General features: G+C 45.1%; 13 protein-coding genes and 2 tRNA genes. 1 reads left to right on the forward strand and 14 read right to left on the reverse strand.

All coding sequences use genetic code 11. The annotated features are described in order from the left end of the window. Positions 1-89: 89 nt before the first annotated feature. From VB073_RS15070 to VB073_RS15105, 8 genes are all read right to left on the reverse strand, one after another. Positions 90-3,188, reverse strand: a complete 3,099-nt coding sequence (locus VB073_RS15070) for an efflux RND transporter permease subunit (protein ID WP_323405017.1) — start codon at positions 3,186-3,188, stop codon at positions 90-92. 40 nt (positions 3,189-3,228) lie between these two features. Beyond that, positions 3,229-4,452 carry a 6-bladed beta-propeller gene (locus VB073_RS15075; protein ID WP_323405018.1) on the reverse strand — a complete coding sequence of 408 codons (1,224 nt, stop codon included), beginning with the start codon at positions 4,450-4,452 and terminating at the stop codon, positions 3,229-3,231. A 2-nt stretch (positions 4,453-4,454) separates the two neighbouring features. Then, positions 4,455-5,522, reverse strand: coding sequence for an efflux RND transporter periplasmic adaptor subunit (locus VB073_RS15080; protein ID WP_323405019.1), 1,068 nt, complete (start codon positions 5,520-5,522; stop codon positions 4,455-4,457). A 327-nt stretch (positions 5,523-5,849) separates the two neighbouring features. Next, the gene (locus VB073_RS15085; protein ID WP_323405020.1) at positions 5,850-7,022 is read right to left on the reverse strand and encodes a 6-bladed beta-propeller; all 1,173 of its coding nucleotides are present in this window, start codon (positions 7,020-7,022) and stop codon (positions 5,850-5,852) included. A gap of 11 nt (positions 7,023-7,033) precedes the next feature. Continuing rightward, a complete protein-coding gene (locus VB073_RS15090) occupies positions 7,034-8,257 on the reverse strand; it encodes a 6-bladed beta-propeller (RefSeq protein WP_323405021.1) in 1,224 nt (407 codons plus the stop codon). Positions 8,258-8,281: 24 nt separating this feature from the next. After that, entirely contained in the window at positions 8,282-9,022 is a 741-nt protein-coding gene (locus VB073_RS15095; protein WP_323405022.1) for a hypothetical protein, read from the reverse strand. Positions 9,023-9,033: 11 nt separating this feature from the next. Beyond that, on the reverse strand, positions 9,034-9,636 hold the full coding sequence (locus VB073_RS15100) for a hypothetical protein (protein ID WP_323405023.1): 603 nt from the start codon (positions 9,634-9,636) through the stop codon (positions 9,034-9,036). Positions 9,637-9,678: 42 nt separating this feature from the next. After that, positions 9,679-10,728 (reverse strand): BF3164 family lipoprotein, encoded by a 1,050-nt coding sequence (locus tag VB073_RS15105; protein WP_323405024.1) that lies wholly within the window; start codon positions 10,726-10,728, stop codon positions 9,679-9,681. Positions 10,729-11,259: 531 nt separating this feature from the next. Here VB073_RS15105 and VB073_RS15110 point away from each other — a divergent pair. Beyond that, positions 11,260-13,758 carry a glutaminase domain-containing protein gene (locus tag VB073_RS15110; protein ID WP_416349562.1) on the forward strand — a complete coding sequence of 833 codons (2,499 nt, stop codon included), beginning with the start codon at positions 11,260-11,262 and terminating at the stop codon, positions 13,756-13,758. Here VB073_RS15110 and VB073_RS15115 read toward each other — a convergent pair. The 6 genes from VB073_RS15115 to mutL form a co-directional block, all read right to left on the reverse strand. Further along, entirely contained in the window at positions 13,719-14,684 is a 966-nt protein-coding gene (locus VB073_RS15115; protein ID WP_323405026.1) for a glycosyltransferase family 92 protein, read from the reverse strand. The two genes, VB073_RS15110 and VB073_RS15115, sit on opposite strands and share 40 nt — an antisense overlap. 409 nt (positions 14,685-15,093) lie before the next feature. Further along, positions 15,094-15,180 (reverse strand) — tRNA-Leu (locus VB073_RS15120). Between the two features lie 8 nt (positions 15,181-15,188). Continuing rightward, positions 15,189-15,261 (reverse strand) — tRNA-Gly (locus tag VB073_RS15125). 435 nt (positions 15,262-15,696) lie between these two features. Then, entirely contained in the window at positions 15,697-16,158 is a 462-nt protein-coding gene (locus tag VB073_RS15130; protein WP_323405027.1) for a hypothetical protein, read from the reverse strand. 181 nt (positions 16,159-16,339) lie between these two features. Beyond that, the gene (locus VB073_RS15135) at positions 16,340-17,305 is read right to left on the reverse strand and encodes an aldo/keto reductase (protein WP_323405047.1); all 966 of its coding nucleotides are present in this window, start codon (positions 17,303-17,305) and stop codon (positions 16,340-16,342) included. A gap of 68 nt (positions 17,306-17,373) precedes the next feature. After that, positions 17,374-19,209 carry a DNA mismatch repair endonuclease MutL gene (gene mutL, locus VB073_RS15140; protein ID WP_323405028.1) on the reverse strand — a complete coding sequence of 612 codons (1,836 nt, stop codon included), beginning with the start codon at positions 19,207-19,209 and terminating at the stop codon, positions 17,374-17,376. Between the last annotated feature and the right edge of the window lie 4 nt (positions 19,210-19,213).

Below are 19,213 nucleotides of genomic sequence, written 5' to 3' on the forward strand. Positions count from 1 at the left end.
CTCTTAGAATCAAGAGTTTATTAATTGAAAATTGAAAATGAATTCCAAATCAACGTAGTCAGATCTTAGTACATTATCATATTGGCACATTAGTCACATTGGCATATTGACACATTAACCTTCTCCTCTTTCCTATAAATCCACCAGTAGACCAATGGCACAACAAACAAGCTGACGGGCGTTCCCATGAGCATACCGCCGATGGTGGCAATTGCCAGTGGTTTCTCCATATTGGATCCCAAGTCGTTGGTGAAGAGCAGGGGAACCATACATACGATGGAAGTCATGCTGGTCATCAGGATCGCTTTCAAACGTCTGCGGCCCGCTTCATGGATTGCTTCCATCAGGTGCATCCCCTCCTTGCGCAATTGGTTCATCACATCCACCTTAAGGATGGAGTCGTTGATGATGATACCGCAGGTGACCACAATACCGATCGCCGACATCAGGTTGAGCGTATGACCGGTAACGATCAGCAGCGCCAGGGCGGCAGAGATATCGATCGGTATTTCCAGCAGTACGATCAGCGGCTGTTTGAAATTCTCAAACTGGGCAGCCAATATGAAATACATCAGCATGACCGAAACAAGCAGGATCAGCATCATCTCGTTGAGCATCTTCCTGTTGGAGAAAAATCCTCCCGAGAAATCGACCTCCCAGTCTCTATCCTTGACGGTCTCGGTTTTCACTTTCTCTATGATCTGCTCCGCCTTATTGGTCTCGAAGTAGGGGAAGGGCACATATTCACCGGCCTTTCCCGCCACGATGGTCTTCAGGTCCTTGGTAGGCGTTGCCGTCACAAAGGTGGAAAGAGCTACCCTGTTTCTTGTACCGTCGCTATTGGAAGAGATCTCCACCAGCGTATTGTTGATCACCTCCGTAATGGTTTTCTCCTCATCGCCCAATAATATGGGGAGGTACTGCTGTTGGGAGCGCAGGGTGGCGAACTGGTTTTCCTTGAAGGCAGTCCTGAGTGCACGGTATATCAGGTCGTAATCCACATTGTAAAGCAGCAGCTTCTCCCTGTCGATATGTAGGTTGATCTGGTTTTGGAAGGAGTTCCCCACGGGTGTCTCCCCGGTGATCTGCTCCAGGTTCTTCTCCATGGCAAGGACCGTCGCTTCGTCTATGCTCCAGGTCTTATCCGTGGCATAGTACTCCACCACCAGTTCCGCCTCACCCGTGCTGAATATCTTCTCAAAAATATTACCCACCGGCGAGAAGGTGATCAACGCTTCCGGGTATTGTTGACGGAAATAGTCCTGGATCTTTGGCTTCAGCCTATTCACCTCATCCGCCGTTTTGGTTTTGATATAGAACTCCGCCTCGGTAGACGACAGGTCACGGTCCCTGTTCAACAGGAACTGTTGCAGGCCGACCAGCCCGGAGTTCTCTTCTGTCTGTGAGTCGAAAGCCTCGAAGAACCGGATACACCGTTCATAGTTCTCCTGGATATGTATATTCTGGTTCCATTCCACCAGCACCATCACCTCATTCTGGTTGATATCGGGCATCTTCTCCTTCCTGATTACCATGAAGAGCACCACGCATATCGGGGAGAGAAGAAGCATAAGCGTCAGGGTAAGGATCTTATGGGAGAAGACCAAGTCGATCCCCTTATGGTATATTTTCTGTGCGATGGAATCCTTTTCTTCTTCATGCACTTTCGGCTTCATATTGCTCAGGAAGGCTGGCATCCTGCCGGAATAGACAATCTTGTAGAGTATGGGAAGGAGGGTCATCCCTGTGAGATAGGAGACCAGCAGGCCGACGGTAACGGAGAAGGCCTGGTCGAAGAATATCGCGCCGGCGATCCCGCTCATAAAGATAAGGGGCAGGAAGACCGATATATTGGTCAGCGCGGAACTCAACATCGGGATACTCACCTCGTTCGTCCCTGCTATGCAAGCCTTATTCAACCCTAACCCCCTGTTCCGGTATTGCCCTATATTGTCGGTGACCACGATGGAGTTGTCGATCATGTTCCCCGAAGCCAGGATCAACCCTGTCAGGGAAACCACATTCAGGGAAACATTAAACAGGTAGAAGAAGAGGATACTGATCACCAGCGACACGAAGAGGCTGAGACCTATAATAATGGAGGAGAGGCCATCTTTCAGGAAGATCACCGAGATCAGGAATACGAAAAGGAAGGCGAGTATCAGGTTCTGCTGCAGGTTGGATATGGTATAATCGAGCAGCTCCGTCTGGTTTTGGGTCATATTGAACTCTATCTCCGGGAAGTCTTTCCGGAACTGCTCCACCACCTCGTCCATGGCACGCTGCATGCTGGTCATATTCTCATCCGACTGCTTGATCACTGAGAGGATAATGGCACGCTTACCGTTGTATATGGCCATCCCTTCCTCCTTCTCGGGAGCGAACTCCACTTTTGCCAGGTCTTTCAGCTGGTATATCCGTTCATTCTTGCGGATATAAATATCCTCGATATCCTGCAATGTCCGTAAGATCGACGAGAAACGGATCACATATTCATAGTAGCCGTCGCGCACCACCATGCTTCCGGGATCCACGTTGTTGTTATTCAGCGCTCTCTCGATATCCGACAGACTAATACCGCTGATATCGAGCATTCTCTTGTCGGGCGAGATGATGATTTGCTTTTTCATCATCCCCGACATGTCGATCATCGCCACTTGGGGCAACTGCTCGAAACGGCGCCGGATGACACTCTCGGCAAACTCACCCAGTTCGATGAACTTGGCCACATCGGTCTGTTCGAAACTACTGTCGGCACGCAAGGTAAGGTCCAGGCTAAACACCGGGATATCGGTCGCGCTGGCCTTGATCACCCGTGGACGGGTAATCTCACGGGGCAGGTAGTTCATCGCGGCATCGATCTTCTCGTTCACCTCGATGAATGCCAGGTCGGTATTAGCCCCATATTCGAAACTCATGTGGATCACAGCGTTTCCGTCACGGGTCTCACTGCGTATATCACGTAATTTGCTCACCTGCATCAGTTGTTGGCGCACACGACTGACCACCGTGTTCTCCAGTTCACGGGCGGAAGTGTTTTGCCCGGATACCTGCACGGTGATCTCGGGGATCGCCACGTTAGGCAGCAACGATACCGGGATATTCATATAGACAATGATACCCAGTATAAAGAGGGCAGAGAAGACCATCAATACCGATATAGGCCTGTGGATGAAATATTTGATCATTACCTTATACTATTATTGAGTAGCTCCATTTGTTTAAACCCTATCCCTTCAATTTGTAAAAGACCAGTACCGGATTATCATCCTCATCATATTGATTGAGTATAGCTTCAACATCGGCGGGATATTCTTTTTTGAGCGCCTCGTCCTTATTTATTTCTGACTTAAAAGAGTTTACACTACCATTCGACCAGACCTTCACAATGGTACCATCGTCATAGAAATCCATTGTGCCAAAGTCGGGAGTGGATATCAACCCATATTCTTCCACATAGATACCCTTGTTCTCCTTCTTATCCCATACGACAACACTCATGAAAGACTCTTTTACCTGAAAATCAGCCACGATAAAACGGCTGCTCTCCACCACATCCAGGAAGCCGGGAGTATAGTCATTCTCTTTCGCCATGCTACGCATAAGCTGTATATAGTCGTAATTATACTCCTTGCTTTCCAATCGTTGCTGCAAGGATTCGGGAGATATGCTCTTTTTCCCATGATCGAACCTCAAGTAAGGTTTAGAATCTCCATCTTCGTACCTTTCAATCACATCGGAGAAAAGCATCCCATAAGTGACCTTCCCGTCATGGATAGAAAAGGGCTGCCTGGAGAGTGTGTATGAAATCTGCGCGTCTGTCTTCGCCGGATAATAACAGATATCTTTTATCTTTTCGAAGGATGAACGGCTTACGATAGAATACAGGCTGTTATCTTCCCAACTGGATCCCGAATAGCAGAATATTTCATCTTCATTCATCACTTGTGCGTTTTTTATGAATGAAGCATTGCTGTTGTTATGCTTGGCCCTGTTCAGGAAAGCGCCCGACGCACTGTACCGGATAATGGACATACTCATCGGATCAATCAGGTTGATCGACTTGTCTATCTTGTCTACATAAAAGCTGGAGATCGCGATGTATTCTTCCGGTCCTTGTCCCATCACCCCGATTTTACCCAGGTATTTCCCATCGTAGGAGAATGATAATATCTTCGCCTGGGTCCTGTCCAATATATAAACCACGCTATCCATCAACTGAATCTGGTTTATATCCTTGATCAGGCTCTCATCGGTGGTCTCCAGTTTCACCAAAAAGCAATCTTCAAAATAATTCGCATCGTTATACCTCAACTTCGGCACCTTCTTCAGGCTGCTGACCTTTATCGTCTCCACCCCGTCGGAAGGTTGTTCATCCGGCTTCTGGTAACAACCCGGATACAAGGCTCCGATGAGAAATGCACTGCACCACAGAATGATATTCCTTTTCATACTCATCGTTTCACAATCACCGGCACCTGGTCCATCAGGTTGATATTCCCTTCGTAGATGACGCTGTCTCCCGCGTTTATCCTGTCCGGGACAAGCACATAGCTGTCGGAGTTCTCCTGTGCCGTTTCCACATAATTCCACATAGCCTTACTGTTTTTCAAGGTAAAGACCACTTTCTTATTGGTCCTTAGCACCACAGCCGATTTGGGTATCACGAGCTGCTTGTCCAACAGTCGCTGCACGCGCACTTTCACATTCATCCCTTCATAAAACTTATTCTCACGGTTGTTGACTATCGCCTTCACCCTTACCATCCCGTTCCGGTCTATGATGGGATTAATTTCGGAGATACGTCCCTCGACAGCATAACTGCTTTGGGAAAAAGGCGACACGATCACCTTATCATTCAGTTTGATAAGGGATAGTTCATTTTCAAGGATATGAAAGACCACTTCGGGATTCTGGTTATCGACGATGGTACAAAAAGGATCACCCCCGGGCTGGTTAAATTCTTTCACGGTCAGGTTAGCGATCACCCCGTTAAATGGAGCGTACAATGTCGTCATCTCCAGGTTGTATCTGGCTATTTTATAATTATTGCGGCTTTGCTCGTAGTTGCTCCTGATCTTGGCAATCTTCATCACTTCGGGCGGGATCTGTGCCGAATCGCTGAGCGAATAACCCTGCCCTATCAGCACATCCTGCAGGTCGAGTTTGGCCCGTTCGAACGACTCTTCAGCCTGCTCCATACTATTTTGCAGTTTGAACTTGTCGAGTTCTGCCAACTTCTGCCCTTTGGCCACCCTCTCCCCGTTTTTCACGTATATCTTCACAATATGCTCCTGCTGTTGGAAGCGCAGATCGGCCTTATGCAAAGAAGCGATCGTCCCGTTAGAGATCAGTTCATATTTGAAGTCCTGGTATTCCACCAGTTTGGCCCTCACCTCCACCGGCTTCTCTTCTGCCACCTCCGTCGTTTTTTCATTTTCCTCCTCTGCTTTCGGCTTGTTGGATGAACACGAATACAACATCGACACAAGCACGATAGCCATCAAAATTTTCTTCGACATATCTGTTTCGTTTTATATTTTTCTTCAATTGAATGCCCTCATTGGCGTATTGGATTGTAGTATCTAAGGTAAATGCACCAGATCGAATGTAGCCATCTTCCTATGAGGTTATTATACTTTTTGTTCATTTGAATAACGATTGTGTATCTGCCACAGAAAGTATTAAAGTATCCTAACGGCAGTTGTGGTTGTAAAGTAAAGAAATAAAAACATCATAGCCAACAAAAACATAATTTTTTACCTATAAAAAAGCACCTAAATATCTGTTTATAAAAGGAATGAATAGCGATATCAGTATATAATTTTTACCTGCTTCTTGTCCTCAAATCAGTCGATAAAGTCGTAAATAAATAAGATTGGATTGTTCTCTTCATTCAATTTGGCAACCACCTCCACTATCTCCGTAAATCTTTGATCGGTTTTTCTTTCTTCCGGTATGCGTTCTACAGCGTTTTTTATATGGGAAGGATCATCAATGGTACAGATAATTTTATCTGTATTACCAAGAGTGACATAACTCCGGAATTCTACTCCCCATCCGGGATTTACCATATATTGATAGCCCTTCAACTCCTTACTCCTACTATTACAGATGAAGATTCCGGTGTTAGTTGTAAACATCAGATGATCTCCATTTTCGACAATATTGGACATTGAATAGATATAATCATTCTCAGCACATTCCCTGAGGATCACTTCGGAACGCTCCTCCTGCTTCAATCTTTCGGGAAATGTAAATTTCTTAAAATCCAGATCATATATCTTGAGGGCATATCCATTCCTGATTCTGTATATTGCATTGTCGAATCGACGCACATATAAAATATTCTTTCCCCTATTCAAAGAATTACCACTGATGAACAGATCGTTCTTTATATCTATCGGATCCAATGTTTGGATCATCTTCCCGGTCTCTTTGTTTATCACATGCAGTTGCCCCGTTTCCAAATCGCTATTATGTACTTTCTCCAGATAGATATGATGTTCATTCACGGCCAATTGACTATAGTATTCATCAAGTCCCTTCTCTTCAATGAACCGACCATCATAGGTAAATCGGATGATCTTGTTAGGGATATCACATAAAAGGATTATCTGTTTTTGATGCGTATCCACCGCGAAATCACTGATTTGTATATATTCTCCCGGACCTTGTCCCTTACTGCTTATTTTACCGGTGTACTTTCCGGTCATATCGAATGACAATACCTCCATCAGCCCCCTGTCAAGGACAAAAAGCTGATCCCCGTCCGAAGAGATCCTGCTTATTTCCGACAGGAGCGACTCGTCAACCGTTTCCAACACCACTATCTGCGGCTTTTTAAAACAGGAAGTGTCCGGTAAGATTTCATCTGCCGACGACAGTGTGATCGTGGGAACGTTACTTATCTCAGCATTTACCTTGGGCATTCCCCATTCAAAACCGATTACATTATTGAAGAGAGCGATCAGCAGGGCCAGTAAGGCGACAATAATTATAACTATATACTTTTTCTTCATCCCGTTGATTTTTATTGAGGAGTGATTACAGCTATTATCGGATTGTCATCTTCCGATATCTGATTGATCAAATCCAATAAGTATTGTTTTTTTGGCGTATTGCCTAAAGCTATCTCTTCTTTTTTCTGAATTAACATGTCGGGAGGAACAGTGCCATAGAATAAATCCCCGTCACCCATCATCGGCATGGGAAGGTCGTCTCCACCATCTATATCATTTGTGATAGGGAACTGTCCACCCCTGTTATAGGAAATATCTTTCAGTTCTTTTGATACTTTATCGTAGAGCACGTAATGTGTAGAAGGATATTTAGAATAGGCAAAAAACACCTTGTTTGCCGATTCTGCAAAATAGAAAATATCGCATATACCATTTTCCCTCACAAAATCAACTATTGCATTTATATCCAGATCCGGTTCAGGTGTATTCATCAGTATCTCCATCTCCTCCGTTCTTTGATTATTTTTAAAATTGATATAGAGGTATGGAGTGGCCCCTTCTTTGGAAATATGGAAAATAGTATCATTCAACGACTCTATTAACGACAGAGCCACTGCATCATGTCTACTAAAGCACTGTATTGCAGTTGGGATTGCGGAACCATTCGCATTTTCAGAAAAATACAAATCAGTACTATAAGTTTTAAAATCTCTATCTGTGATGATAAGATTGGGATATCTTCCTTCATTAAAAAGATCCCGGTTGGTGATATAATCACAATAAAAGGCAAAATATCCTCCGGGTATGTAAGAGATACGACGTGCTTCGAACTCCACTCTATGGGATTCGATGTATTCACCATCGAGGCTGAAATGCAAAACCTGTTTTCTAGAGGTGTCATGCAGTAATAATTGTTCATTATCGGTATCTACGGTAAATCCTCCCAGACTCTTATATTCTCCTGGACCCTCACCTACCCTGTTGATCTTAAAAAGGAACTTCCCGCTTTCATTAAAACAGAAGACCGACCGGCTAATATCTTTATCCAGAATATAAAACCGACCCTTATATTTAAGGATATCGGAAATCTCCCCTATAAGAGAGTGGTCTGTGGTTTCAAGGGGTATGTAGCTGATATCGGAAAACAGTTCAGAGAGATTAATTGATCCAATCGCCTTACCGGGATCAACATTGATGATTACATCCATATCCCCCTGCGGTAACGGATTATTATTACAGGAATAACCAAGCCATAGCATCAGGGCGATACAGATAAGTGATATTTTTTGTTTCATAAGCTTATGTCTCTCCACAAATGGTTACTGCTTCAAATGCAGTATCTCTATGATTGGATTCATCTCATTCATTTCTTTTTCCGACATGGAAGCGGTTAATTCCCTTAATTTAGCTTTAGCAATATCGGATGTATATTCACTATCTAACATCTCCAATACAAAATCGTAGGGGATAGCCAATACAATAGAATGAATATCATTAGACGCAATAATTTGACCATCTACAGAAGGGATCTGCGAATTTTTGAATTTGATCCCCCTCAATGTCTTTACAATATTGTCTTTCTTTGAAAATAGGGATATAAAACTTCTATTTCCCTCATCAGACCATTCCGTCAGAAGGATGTTTCCTTTTTCCTGAGTTTTTATCTTGCTGACATAACCGTCTCCTTTACTTATCTTGTTATTTTTTACATCCTCTATGGACATCCCATTCTTTATTTCATAAGATAAATATTTATACAATGAATCCTGCCGGAAGTGATAGATCTCATTCACGTCGCCACAAGAAAGCCCCACACCATCATCCATCGGATATAAATAAGAATAGTCTTCGTTCAACACAAAAGGATAGCCATATTTTCTATCCAGGTGCATCTTCAGAAACTCACCTTTCGAATCAACCTCCCATAACCCGGCATATTTATATCCATCAGAGAAATCAAAGCAATAACACAAGAAATTCCCATTTGGAAGATTGATTATGTCTCGAATAACAGCACTTTCAGAAAACTGATTAATCTCCTTGATGAAATCGCCAGCCATAGTGTAAAAAATCAGTTTATATTAAGACTACGAGATGTAACTTTCGACCTTACAACTTTATATTCGGGCAACTTGTCAACATCTTCATTATTGTAGCGCCATATCTTCTTCCTGGTATCCCAAGACCAGTTCTGGTCTTCTACCTGATACTGTTCTTCTGATTCATCAATTGCAGCGGCAATCACTTCTTCGTTCTTGACGGTTTTTTTCTCCACCTTGGCTTTTCTAATAAAAGAGGAGGGGTATGCGTGTACAGTATCTCCTTCAAAGGTCCATCGTTTTCCGGTCCAACTCCACCCCTCTTCAGATGTCTGATAACTACCGGATGATTCTTCGTGCACTTCCATCACCGTATTTATCTCTTTTCCCCCGGATATATGCGTACTATCTATCGTCTCGATTATCGAGTAAGACACAGGTGTAACCATTATCCTGCTTCCGTAATAATACCATGCATTGTTGCCATGCACCCACCCCTCTTCCACCTTTGAGGATTCGGTCATTCTCAAAGTAATCGTTTTCTCTTTTGCCGATAAAAGGTTGTCGGCGTTTTGTGCACTCAACCCCATGCAGCCAATGGCAAGAAGTAAGATTACTAAAATATTCGTTCTCATAATTTCATTGTTTTATAATATGGTGCATATTTCCCTTTTACGTTAATAGTTGAATTTCACGATATGGCATTCAGGTTCATCACTAAATCCATAAATAATACGGTTTGTGGGATCCACCACAGTTCCATAAATAGGAATATCCAACAGATATCTCCTTAGGGGATTGCCATCCCAGTCGAAAACATATATATATCTTTTATGGAAGACATTGTCTGCGTATAGTTCACCCGAATAGGTAACAAAAACTTCCTCTCCCGCATTGGCGGGATAAAAATAGGTCTCTCTTGTTTCCTCTGTTCCACCGGCTACGGAGACAGATTCATTTCTCACTGCTTCCACGGAAGGTTTGATACAATCAGCCCCTTGTATTCTCCGGATTAACAACCCATCTACATCGTATATCTCGATCAGATCTATGAGCCGGTAGCTCAAGAAAATCCGGTCTTTAAAGTTGGTGGAATAATCACTTGTAAATCCAAAAATAACCTCCTCAAATGTCTTGTTCTTATCGATATATGGAAATGATCCTGTTGAACTTTGAAGCGTCCCATTCAAATCAAAAATATTGAATCTGTTATTATCCAGGTTATTGTTCAATTTGAATGAAAATATCTTGTCCCCGATGACTGAAAGCTGTTCACTCCTGTCTTTCAAGGTAATGGTCGCAAGTGGCGTTGGATGTTTTTCCTTTATAAAGGAGCCAATATCATATTTAGATACAATCGATTTCTGCTGATCATATAACCATAAATTGGTATCAGAAGATTGTATAAAGTTAGGGTATAACATCTCACCGGGTCCATTCCCGATAAGTATGGATTCCCCGAGATATTTATTTGTCTTGATATTGAATTTTTGATAAGCATATTCTGTACTGACATTATAGACTATCAATATTGAATCTTTCAGTGTCATTTTGAAAGGTTTATAGACAATATCATCAAAAAGTATCTCTTCGCCTGCTAATTTGATATAATCACCAAAATCTGAATCGCTGATGATAAGAGTATTATCATCAGAAGCACCTCTCTCCTCACAAGATAGTAGTAATATGAAGCTTATTAAAAGAAATGGCATCAAATCTATTTTCATACTTCCGATGTTTACTGTCTCAATAAACGATTTATTGCAGGAAATTACTGACAAATATACCACAAATAAAACAAATAACTTAATTTTTATAATTTTTCTTATCCTCCATACCTACTACAAAGGTCGTACCAACTTATTATATAATTAATTATAAATCAATTACAAAGAAACGACCCAAACCAACATGTGCGATTAAGCACATGTTATGTTCGATTTCGCACCTAAAAGAGGGTTTATTCTTTTCCATATTTTTTTAAGTGTATGAAATTTTCATCAAATGCTACCTCATTGAAATACAGCTAACACAAAATACAAAAAGAGTCAAACATGTCAAAATAGAATAGACAAAATTGTCTGCGGCTTTATTTGTCATTCTCGTATTATATAAACGCGAAACTTGAACTTGACAAGTTGTCTTAGTGTATAAAAAACGAGTAAATAATCAGTTTTTTATCACTATTTTTGTATCCTATTTCCCCGGTATTGTTCGAGACAGCTCCGATAGACAGTTAGCACTATAAATATAAAATGATGAAGCAACTTCTTTTATTATGCCTGGCGGCATACGTGATATCCTGTGGTGAGCACCAGGTTCCCGGGATTAAAAATGAGTTAAGGGCGCCGGCTTATCCGCTGGTATTGCTCGATCCCTATACCAGTGCATGGTCGTTCTCCGACAACCTGTATGGCGATCAAGTGAAACACCGTACGGGCAAAGAACATCCCCTGGTGGGAGCTATCCGTGTGGACGGGAAGGCATACCGTTTGATGGGACTGAATGAATCGCCCAAGAAGGCGCTGGCGGCAATGTCGTATGAAGAACCCTGGAGTGGGAAGTACACTTTCGAGGCTCCTCCCGCAGGATGGGAAGAACCGGGATTCAACGACAGCAGATGGCAGACGGGAGAAGCTGCTTTCGGCACCCAAGGGGAGACGAACGTAAAAACGCTCTGGACCAGCAACCATATCTGGGTGAGAAGGGATATCCAATTATCTCCCGAGCAGATGGCCAATCACAAGCTCTTCCTGAAATATTCGCACGATGACACCTTCGAACTCTACGTAAACGGCATAAAACTGGTGGAGACCGGTTACACCTGGAAAAAGGATGTGTTGGTGGTGCTGACGGATGAAATCATGGGGACCATTGAAGAGGGGAAAATCACCATAGCCGCACACTGCGAGAACCGGATGTTCGGAGGGCTCGTCGATTTCGGGATCTATGCCGAAGATGCGACCAAGACATCGCTGGAAACAACAGCACGGCAGACATCGGTGGATGTGCAGGCAACCCAGACGCACTACACCTTCGAATGTGGGGATGTGTCACTGAAACTGTCGTTCATCGCCCCTTTCCTGCCGGATAACCTGGACCTTGTATCCCGCCCGGTGAACTACCTGTCTTACGAGGTTACTTCCCTGGATGGAAATCCGCATGAGGTACAGGTCTATATCGAGGCAGCACCACACTGGACGGTGGAGAATACCCACAAGGAAACCCGCGCGGAAGGGTATGAAGAGAATGGCTTGCTGTTCCTGAAGGCAGGGAGCGTAGAGCAGAATGTACTGGGGCCGAAAGAGGGAAGCGTGCTCACCAACTGGGGTTATCTCTACCTCAGCGGTACCAAGGAAAAGGCATCGTATGCCGTGGGAAATCCTGTGGACATGCGGTTGAGTTTCGAGAAAGAGGGAGCCCTGAACGGTGACGTGACCCTGAAAGAGAATGCCTATATGGCCATCACCGAAGACCTGGGCAGCCAACAACACGCTTCAGGCAAGATCATGATCGGCTATGACGATATCTACTCGCTGAACTATTTTGGAACGAACCTACGTCCTTACTGGAACAAGTCGGGTGACAAGAAAATCGAGTCGCAGTTCGCGGCGGCCAATACCGAGTTTGCCCAATTGAAGAAAGCATGCGCCCAATTCGACTATAACCTGATGAAAGAGGCGACCGAAGCCGGCGGGAAAGCATATGCCGAGCTATGCGCGCTGGGTTACCGTCAGGTGTTTGCCTGCCACAAACTGATGGAATCGCCCGAAGGGGAGTTGTTGTTCCCGTCGAAAGAGATCTCGAGCGGTGGCTTCGTCAGCACGGTAGATGTCACCTATCCCTCCGCCCCCCTCTTCCTCTACTACAATCCCGAACTGTTGAAAGGAATCATGAACCCGGTTTTCTACTACAGTGAATCGGGATTATGGACCAAACGCTATCCCGCACACGACGTGGGTAAATATCCCTGGGCTTACGACCAGGTCTATTTCGAGGATATGCCGGTGGAAGAAGCAGGTAACATGCTTATCCTCACCGCTGCAATCGCCAAGGAAGAGGGTAACGCCAAATATGCCCAAAAACATTGGGAGGTACTGACCACCTGGGTCAATTACCTCGAAGAAAAAGGGCTCGATCCCGAAAACCAACTCTGCACGGACGACTTTGCAGGACATCTGGAAAGCAATACCAACCTCTCGGTAAAAGCGATCATGGGGGTGGCCTCTTATGGTTACCTGGCCCAACTCTCCGGAGACAAGGAGACCGGCGAGAAGTACATGTACAAAGCGAAGGAGATGGCACAGCAATGGGTGACGATGGCCGACGACGGCGACCACTACCGCTTATCGTTCAAACGGCCCGACACATGGAGCCAGAAGTACAACATGGTATGGGACAAACTGATGGAATGGAATATATTCCCCGAATCGGTACGGCAGAAAGAGATCAACTTTTATCTGACCAAACAGCACGAATACGGGCTCCCGCTGGACAGCCGCAAGACCTACACCAAATCGGACTGGATCGTCTGGACAGCCACCATGGCCAACGACAAGGAGACTTTCGAAAAGTTCATCCAGCCTATCCACAACTTTATGAGCGAGACCACCGACCGTGTCCCGATGACCGACTGGTACTACACCGACAGCAAGAAAAAAGCGGGTGGCTTCCATGCACGCCCGGTAGTAGGCGGCTACTGGATGAAGATGCTGGATCACTCCTCTATGTCATTAAGGTCAAATCGTTCAAAATAGTCCAGGTTCCGGATATCAAGTGTCCGGGCTCGACCTCTGGCACGTTTTTTCAAAAACTCTTCGTAAGATTTTACAGCATAATGGTTGATACGGATAACATCCTGCCGGGGCTCGCGATCTGTGAAGTTCTTTCGAACCGGCTGGCCGTGCGAGTCAACATTTTTCCCGGACATCCTCGCCACTTCATGGCAACCGATGAATGAAAAGACCCGACGTGGATTGACAATACTCTTCACATACCTGTTCAAAACATGATCCGGTTCAGAATGTCTTTTGAATCGCTCCATGACCCCTCCGGCCTCTTTTTCCCGGGCTCCGCCACTTCCATATATCAACCAATTAATTTCTACCGCTGACGCACCCTCGAATCGGGATAAAAACCCGGGAATGGTTTTGTCCTGTACCGGCACTATGAATTCATCCAAATCAATGAACGCAATCCAACGTGCATCCAAACGATGTTTTTCGAGGCAATCATCATAGACCGGCAGTTGTTGCTTTACCCCCTTCCTAAACACATATTCCACTAAACCTGATGCGATGTAAGGCACCAATACATCTGTGGTATTATCCGTACTTTCATTGTCATATATATAAAACTTCTCTACACCTAAATTATGATGCCATTCTATCCATTCCTGAAAATAAGGGCCTTCGTTTTTTGCGATTGCACAGACAGTCAGATAATGCTTCGGAGACATCCCCCTATTGTGATACACCTTCCAGCGGAGCCGAACGCCTCGTAGTAATCCATAACGAAAAATTCCCCGCCACCGGTTTCTCGCCATTTTGTGTGGAATAATTCCTGCCATGATCTCTGCAAGTCCCTTACGTATCATAAAGGAGAGATCAGATTTCATCAACTCCTCACGCCACTTTTCCCTTTTCGTCCTGTTAGGAATAAATGCCGTCAGAAAGTCTGCCATTGACTTATTCATCATCTTACCATTTCATACAAACACACAAAGACATTTCACACATTGTTGGGGGAGGCTTCAAGCCATGATCGCCCCAATATATGGAATAACTGAGGAATTTAGAATAAAGACGCAAAAACTGAGAAAAGTTGCACCATTTTAGCTTTTTTATACTATAAAAACTCCGAAAAGCCATGTGTATACTCACCAAGGGTATAAAAAATCAAATCAGACTTCCATACCATAATTACTAAAATACCACGATTTATGCAAAAATAAGGATAAAAGGAAAAATATAGGTAAGTGGAATGGGAAAAGTGTGGTTTATAGTTAAAGTTGTTTAAATCTTGTTTTCTATTTTCTTTGGCGTCCCAGAAAAATAAAAACCGCTGATAATCAATCGATTCACAGCGGTTTTTGGTACTCGGAGCGGGACTTGAACCCGCACAACCGTAATGGTCACAAGATTTTAAGTCTTGCGTGTCTACCATTCCACCATCCGAGCGGACCTTGAGCGGAAGACGGGACTCGAACCCGCGACCCTAACCTTGGCAAGGTTATGCTCTACCAACTGAGCTACTTCCGCAATATTTCATATCAAAGAGCCAAGAACCAGGACAATTTCATGTACGGAAACGTTATACTTCTATCCGGTTCGTTCATCTCCCTTGCCAAGGTTAGTCTCCATTTCCTTTTGGGGCAAGGTTATGCTCTACCAACTGAGCTACTTCCGCAATATTTCATATCAAAGAGCCAAGAACCAAGACTTTTAGAACCAAGACAATTTCATGTACGGAAACGTTATCACTTCTATCCGGTTCGTTCATCTCCCTTGCCAAGGTTAGTCTCCATTTCCTTTTGGGGCAAGGTTATGCTCTTCGTTTTATTTTTTGCGACTGCAAATGTATACATGTTTCTCCTTATTTCAAAACAATACGGAGATTTTTTACTGACAGATTTCCAATTTCTCCCGTAGCCCCAGCTATAATTGCTCCCGTCAACGAATATTGGCATTTACAGGCTAATTGACGACCCGATAGCTGCCATCTTGCAGCAAGATAACGCTGTACCGTTGCAACGGTTCCGTTGAAGGTCCCGACTCCACATTACCAATACCAAACATGGTCACAAAAACAGATCCACATGAACTACATTTTACTTTACCATTATATCCCTTCCCTTCATAATCGGGATCAACTACAATCTTTTTATTGTCTTCATGGGGACAACACAAATCAAATGCGTGAAGGGCAGCTTTCGCATCAGTCACAACCAACACACCTGCGTAACCAAAACGGTCTGATGAAGGATGCGCCTCATTACCTGTAAAGATCTTATAGCTCAGTTCGTTTTTCAACTGATGATCGGCGCCACCCGGATCAACCCTGAAATTGACCGGCGCAAAAGGAATAGTCTGCCGTGGTGCTTCATCCCCACAGGAAATCCCGATCAGTAAGACAAGTAAAAAAACAATCCGTTTCATACGTCTTTACACATAATCATCATTCACATCGCATCATAACAGTTTCCTCCGATAAATCGGCGTCTTCGATTCACTGTGCTCCAATTGGACACCACCTGCCACTATTGGCATATTGGCATATTGGCATATTGGTACATTGGCATATTAGCACATTGGCATATTAGTTTCATTGGCACATTCATCACATTACCACATCCCCCAAAATCCCATCAATCCGTCCCAGTTGCTCCTGTGAAAAAGAGGTATTTTCCAATGCTTTGAGGTTGTCCTGCAACTGTGCCACATTGCGGGCACCCACGATCAGGGAGGTGACCCTCTTATCCCTCAGCGCCCATGCCAGGGCCATTTCCGCCATGGTCTGCCCCCTTTCTGCGGCCAATCCGCTCAACTGTCTCACCTTATCAACGATTGACGGTGTCACCTGTTCTTCCTGCAGAAAACCGGAAGGTTCAGCAGCACGCGACTTATCCGGAATACCGTTCAGGTATTTGTCGGTCAGTACACCCTGCGCCAGCGGGGAGAAGGCGATAAACCCGGAACCGAACTCTTCGGTGATATCCAGGATATCTTTTTCCGGCTTACGGTTGAGCATGCTGTATTTATCCTGGAAGATCAGGCAGGGAACATCCCTATCCTTCAGATAGTTCATCGCGGTCCGTGCCTGTTTCGGAGGATATTTGGAGATGCCTGCATAAAGCGCCTTTCCCTGGCGGACAATATCTACCAGCGCCTGCATGGTCTCCTCCACCGGGGTATCGGGATCGTAACGATGCGAGTAGAAGATATCGAAGTACTCCAACCCAGTCCGTTTGAGGCTCTGGTTGATGCTGGCCATCAGATACTTCCTCGATGAGCCGTCGCCATACGGTCCATTCCACATCAGATGGCCCGCCTTGGAGGAAATGACCATCTCGTCGCGATGGGAAGAAAGATTTTCTCTCAGGATTTTTCCGAAATTCGATTCTGCCGATCCGGGAGGGGGCCCGTAATTATTGGCCAGGTCGAAGTGGGTGATACCCTGATCAAAAGCATAAAGTATCATTTCCCGTGCCATGCCGTAATCATTGGCAAATCCGAAATTATGCCACAATCCCAATGAAATTTGAGGAAGTTGCAGACCACTTTTTCCACAGTATGAATAGCGCATCATATTTATTCCAGTTTAAAAGTTTTTTCGATTATACAGTTCTAATACTCTTTTCAATTAGAGATATTTCACTGCATTTTTTTTTCAATTTCAGCTTCCGAGATCACGCTGAGCACCTTCTGCCCGTCGGGTGTATAGGTAGGTGATGGCGAAGCAAAGAGCTGGCTGACGATAAGCAGCATCTCTTCCGTGGTCAACGTACTTCCGTAGGGGATAGCCGTGAGGTTGGCAAGCGAAAGGGCGATCGATTCCTGTATCTCCGATTTCACATCGTTCCCGGTCTCCATGCTTTTACCGATCATAGAACGGATAAGGGCAGCAGGTGCGATATTCTCTACTTCAGAAGGAACACCCTGTATCGCGAAGCTATGGTTACCCAGGTCGCCCAATTCGAAGCCGAGTGCCTCCAGATCATCCATAATGGCGGGCAGGGAAGCCGCTTCGGAAGCCGACAAGTCAAGCACTTCAGGGAATAATACCCGTTGGGAGATCCCTTTCTTGTTCCTTATCTGTGCGATGTATTTATCGAAAAGGATCCGCACGTGTGCCTTGTGCTGATCGATAATCATCAGCCCCGATTTCACCGAGGTGAGTATATATTTCTGCTTATATTGATAATGCTCGGGAAAGAGCTCGCTATCGGTCGGGTTCTGGTCGCTTCCTCCCGGTTTGAACAACGTGGCAGGGGTATCGCTTCCGGTATCAACCGTCAGTTCCTTCTCTTTCTCGAATCCTCTGTAAAGTTGCTCCCATCCGAATGCGGGGGCGGCAGGTTTGGCACTCTCCGTACGATGGGAGTGAAAAGGATTATAAGCCGGGTCTATATTCACCTTCGGCATCGAAGGAACGCTTGAAGGATTATAAACCGGTATATCGGGTGCATCATCCCGGTCGAAGTCGATAGTCGGGATCGCATTGAATTTACCCAGCGACTCTTTCACGGTGACCATCAGTATCTGCCAGAGCGCCTGTTCATTTTCAAACTTCACCTCGGTCTTAGTGGGGTGGATATTCACATCGATCGTAGCGGGATCGACTTCAAAATAGATATAATAGCCGGGTTTCTCGGTAGCGGCAATAAGGGGTTCAAAAGCAGTGGCGACTGCCCGGTGGAAATAGGGATGGCGGATATAGCGGTTATTCACGAAAAAGAACTGGTTTACCTTACCCTTCCTGGCAAATTCGGGGCGGGTTATATAGCCGTAGATCTTACCCAGGGTGGTCTCTTCGCTGATCTCGATCAACTGCTGATTGCTATTTTTCCCTTCCAACTGCACGATTCGTTGCCTCAATCCTGTTTTGGGCAGATGAAGCGTCTCCACACCATTTTCAATCAGGGTGAACTCCACGTCGGGGTTGACCAGTACGATACGTTCGAATTCGGTGAAGATATTCCGCCGTTCCGTCTCATTCGATTTCAGGAATTTCCGTCTTGCTGGCACATTGAAGAAGATATTCTTCACCGTGATGGAGGTACCGGTAGCGGCAGCGATCATCTCCTGCTTCTCTACTTTCGATCCGGAAATAACCAACAGCGAGCCCAGTTCATCTTCTTCCCGCCGGCTCTTCACCTCCACATGGGAGATGGCGGCAATGGAAGGCAGGGCTTCCCCACGGAATCCCATGGTGGTAAGCGAAAAAAGATCATCGGCATTGCGTATCTTCGAGGTAGCGTGCCGCTCGAATGCCATCCGGAGGTCGGTGGCCGACATCCCCTTGCCGTTATCAATGACCTGGATGAAGGTACGACCGGCATCCATCATACTGAGTATGATACGGGTGGCGCCCGCATCGAGCGAGTTCTCCACCAGTTCCTTTACTACCGAGGCAGGGCGTTGTATGACCTCACCCGCGGCAATCTGGTTGGCGATGGAATCGGGAAGTAGATGGATAATGTCTGGCATAGGT

The organism is Proteiniphilum sp. (assembly GCF_034927365.1).
GTDB lineage: Bacteria > Bacteroidota > Bacteroidia > Bacteroidales > Dysgonomonadaceae > Proteiniphilum.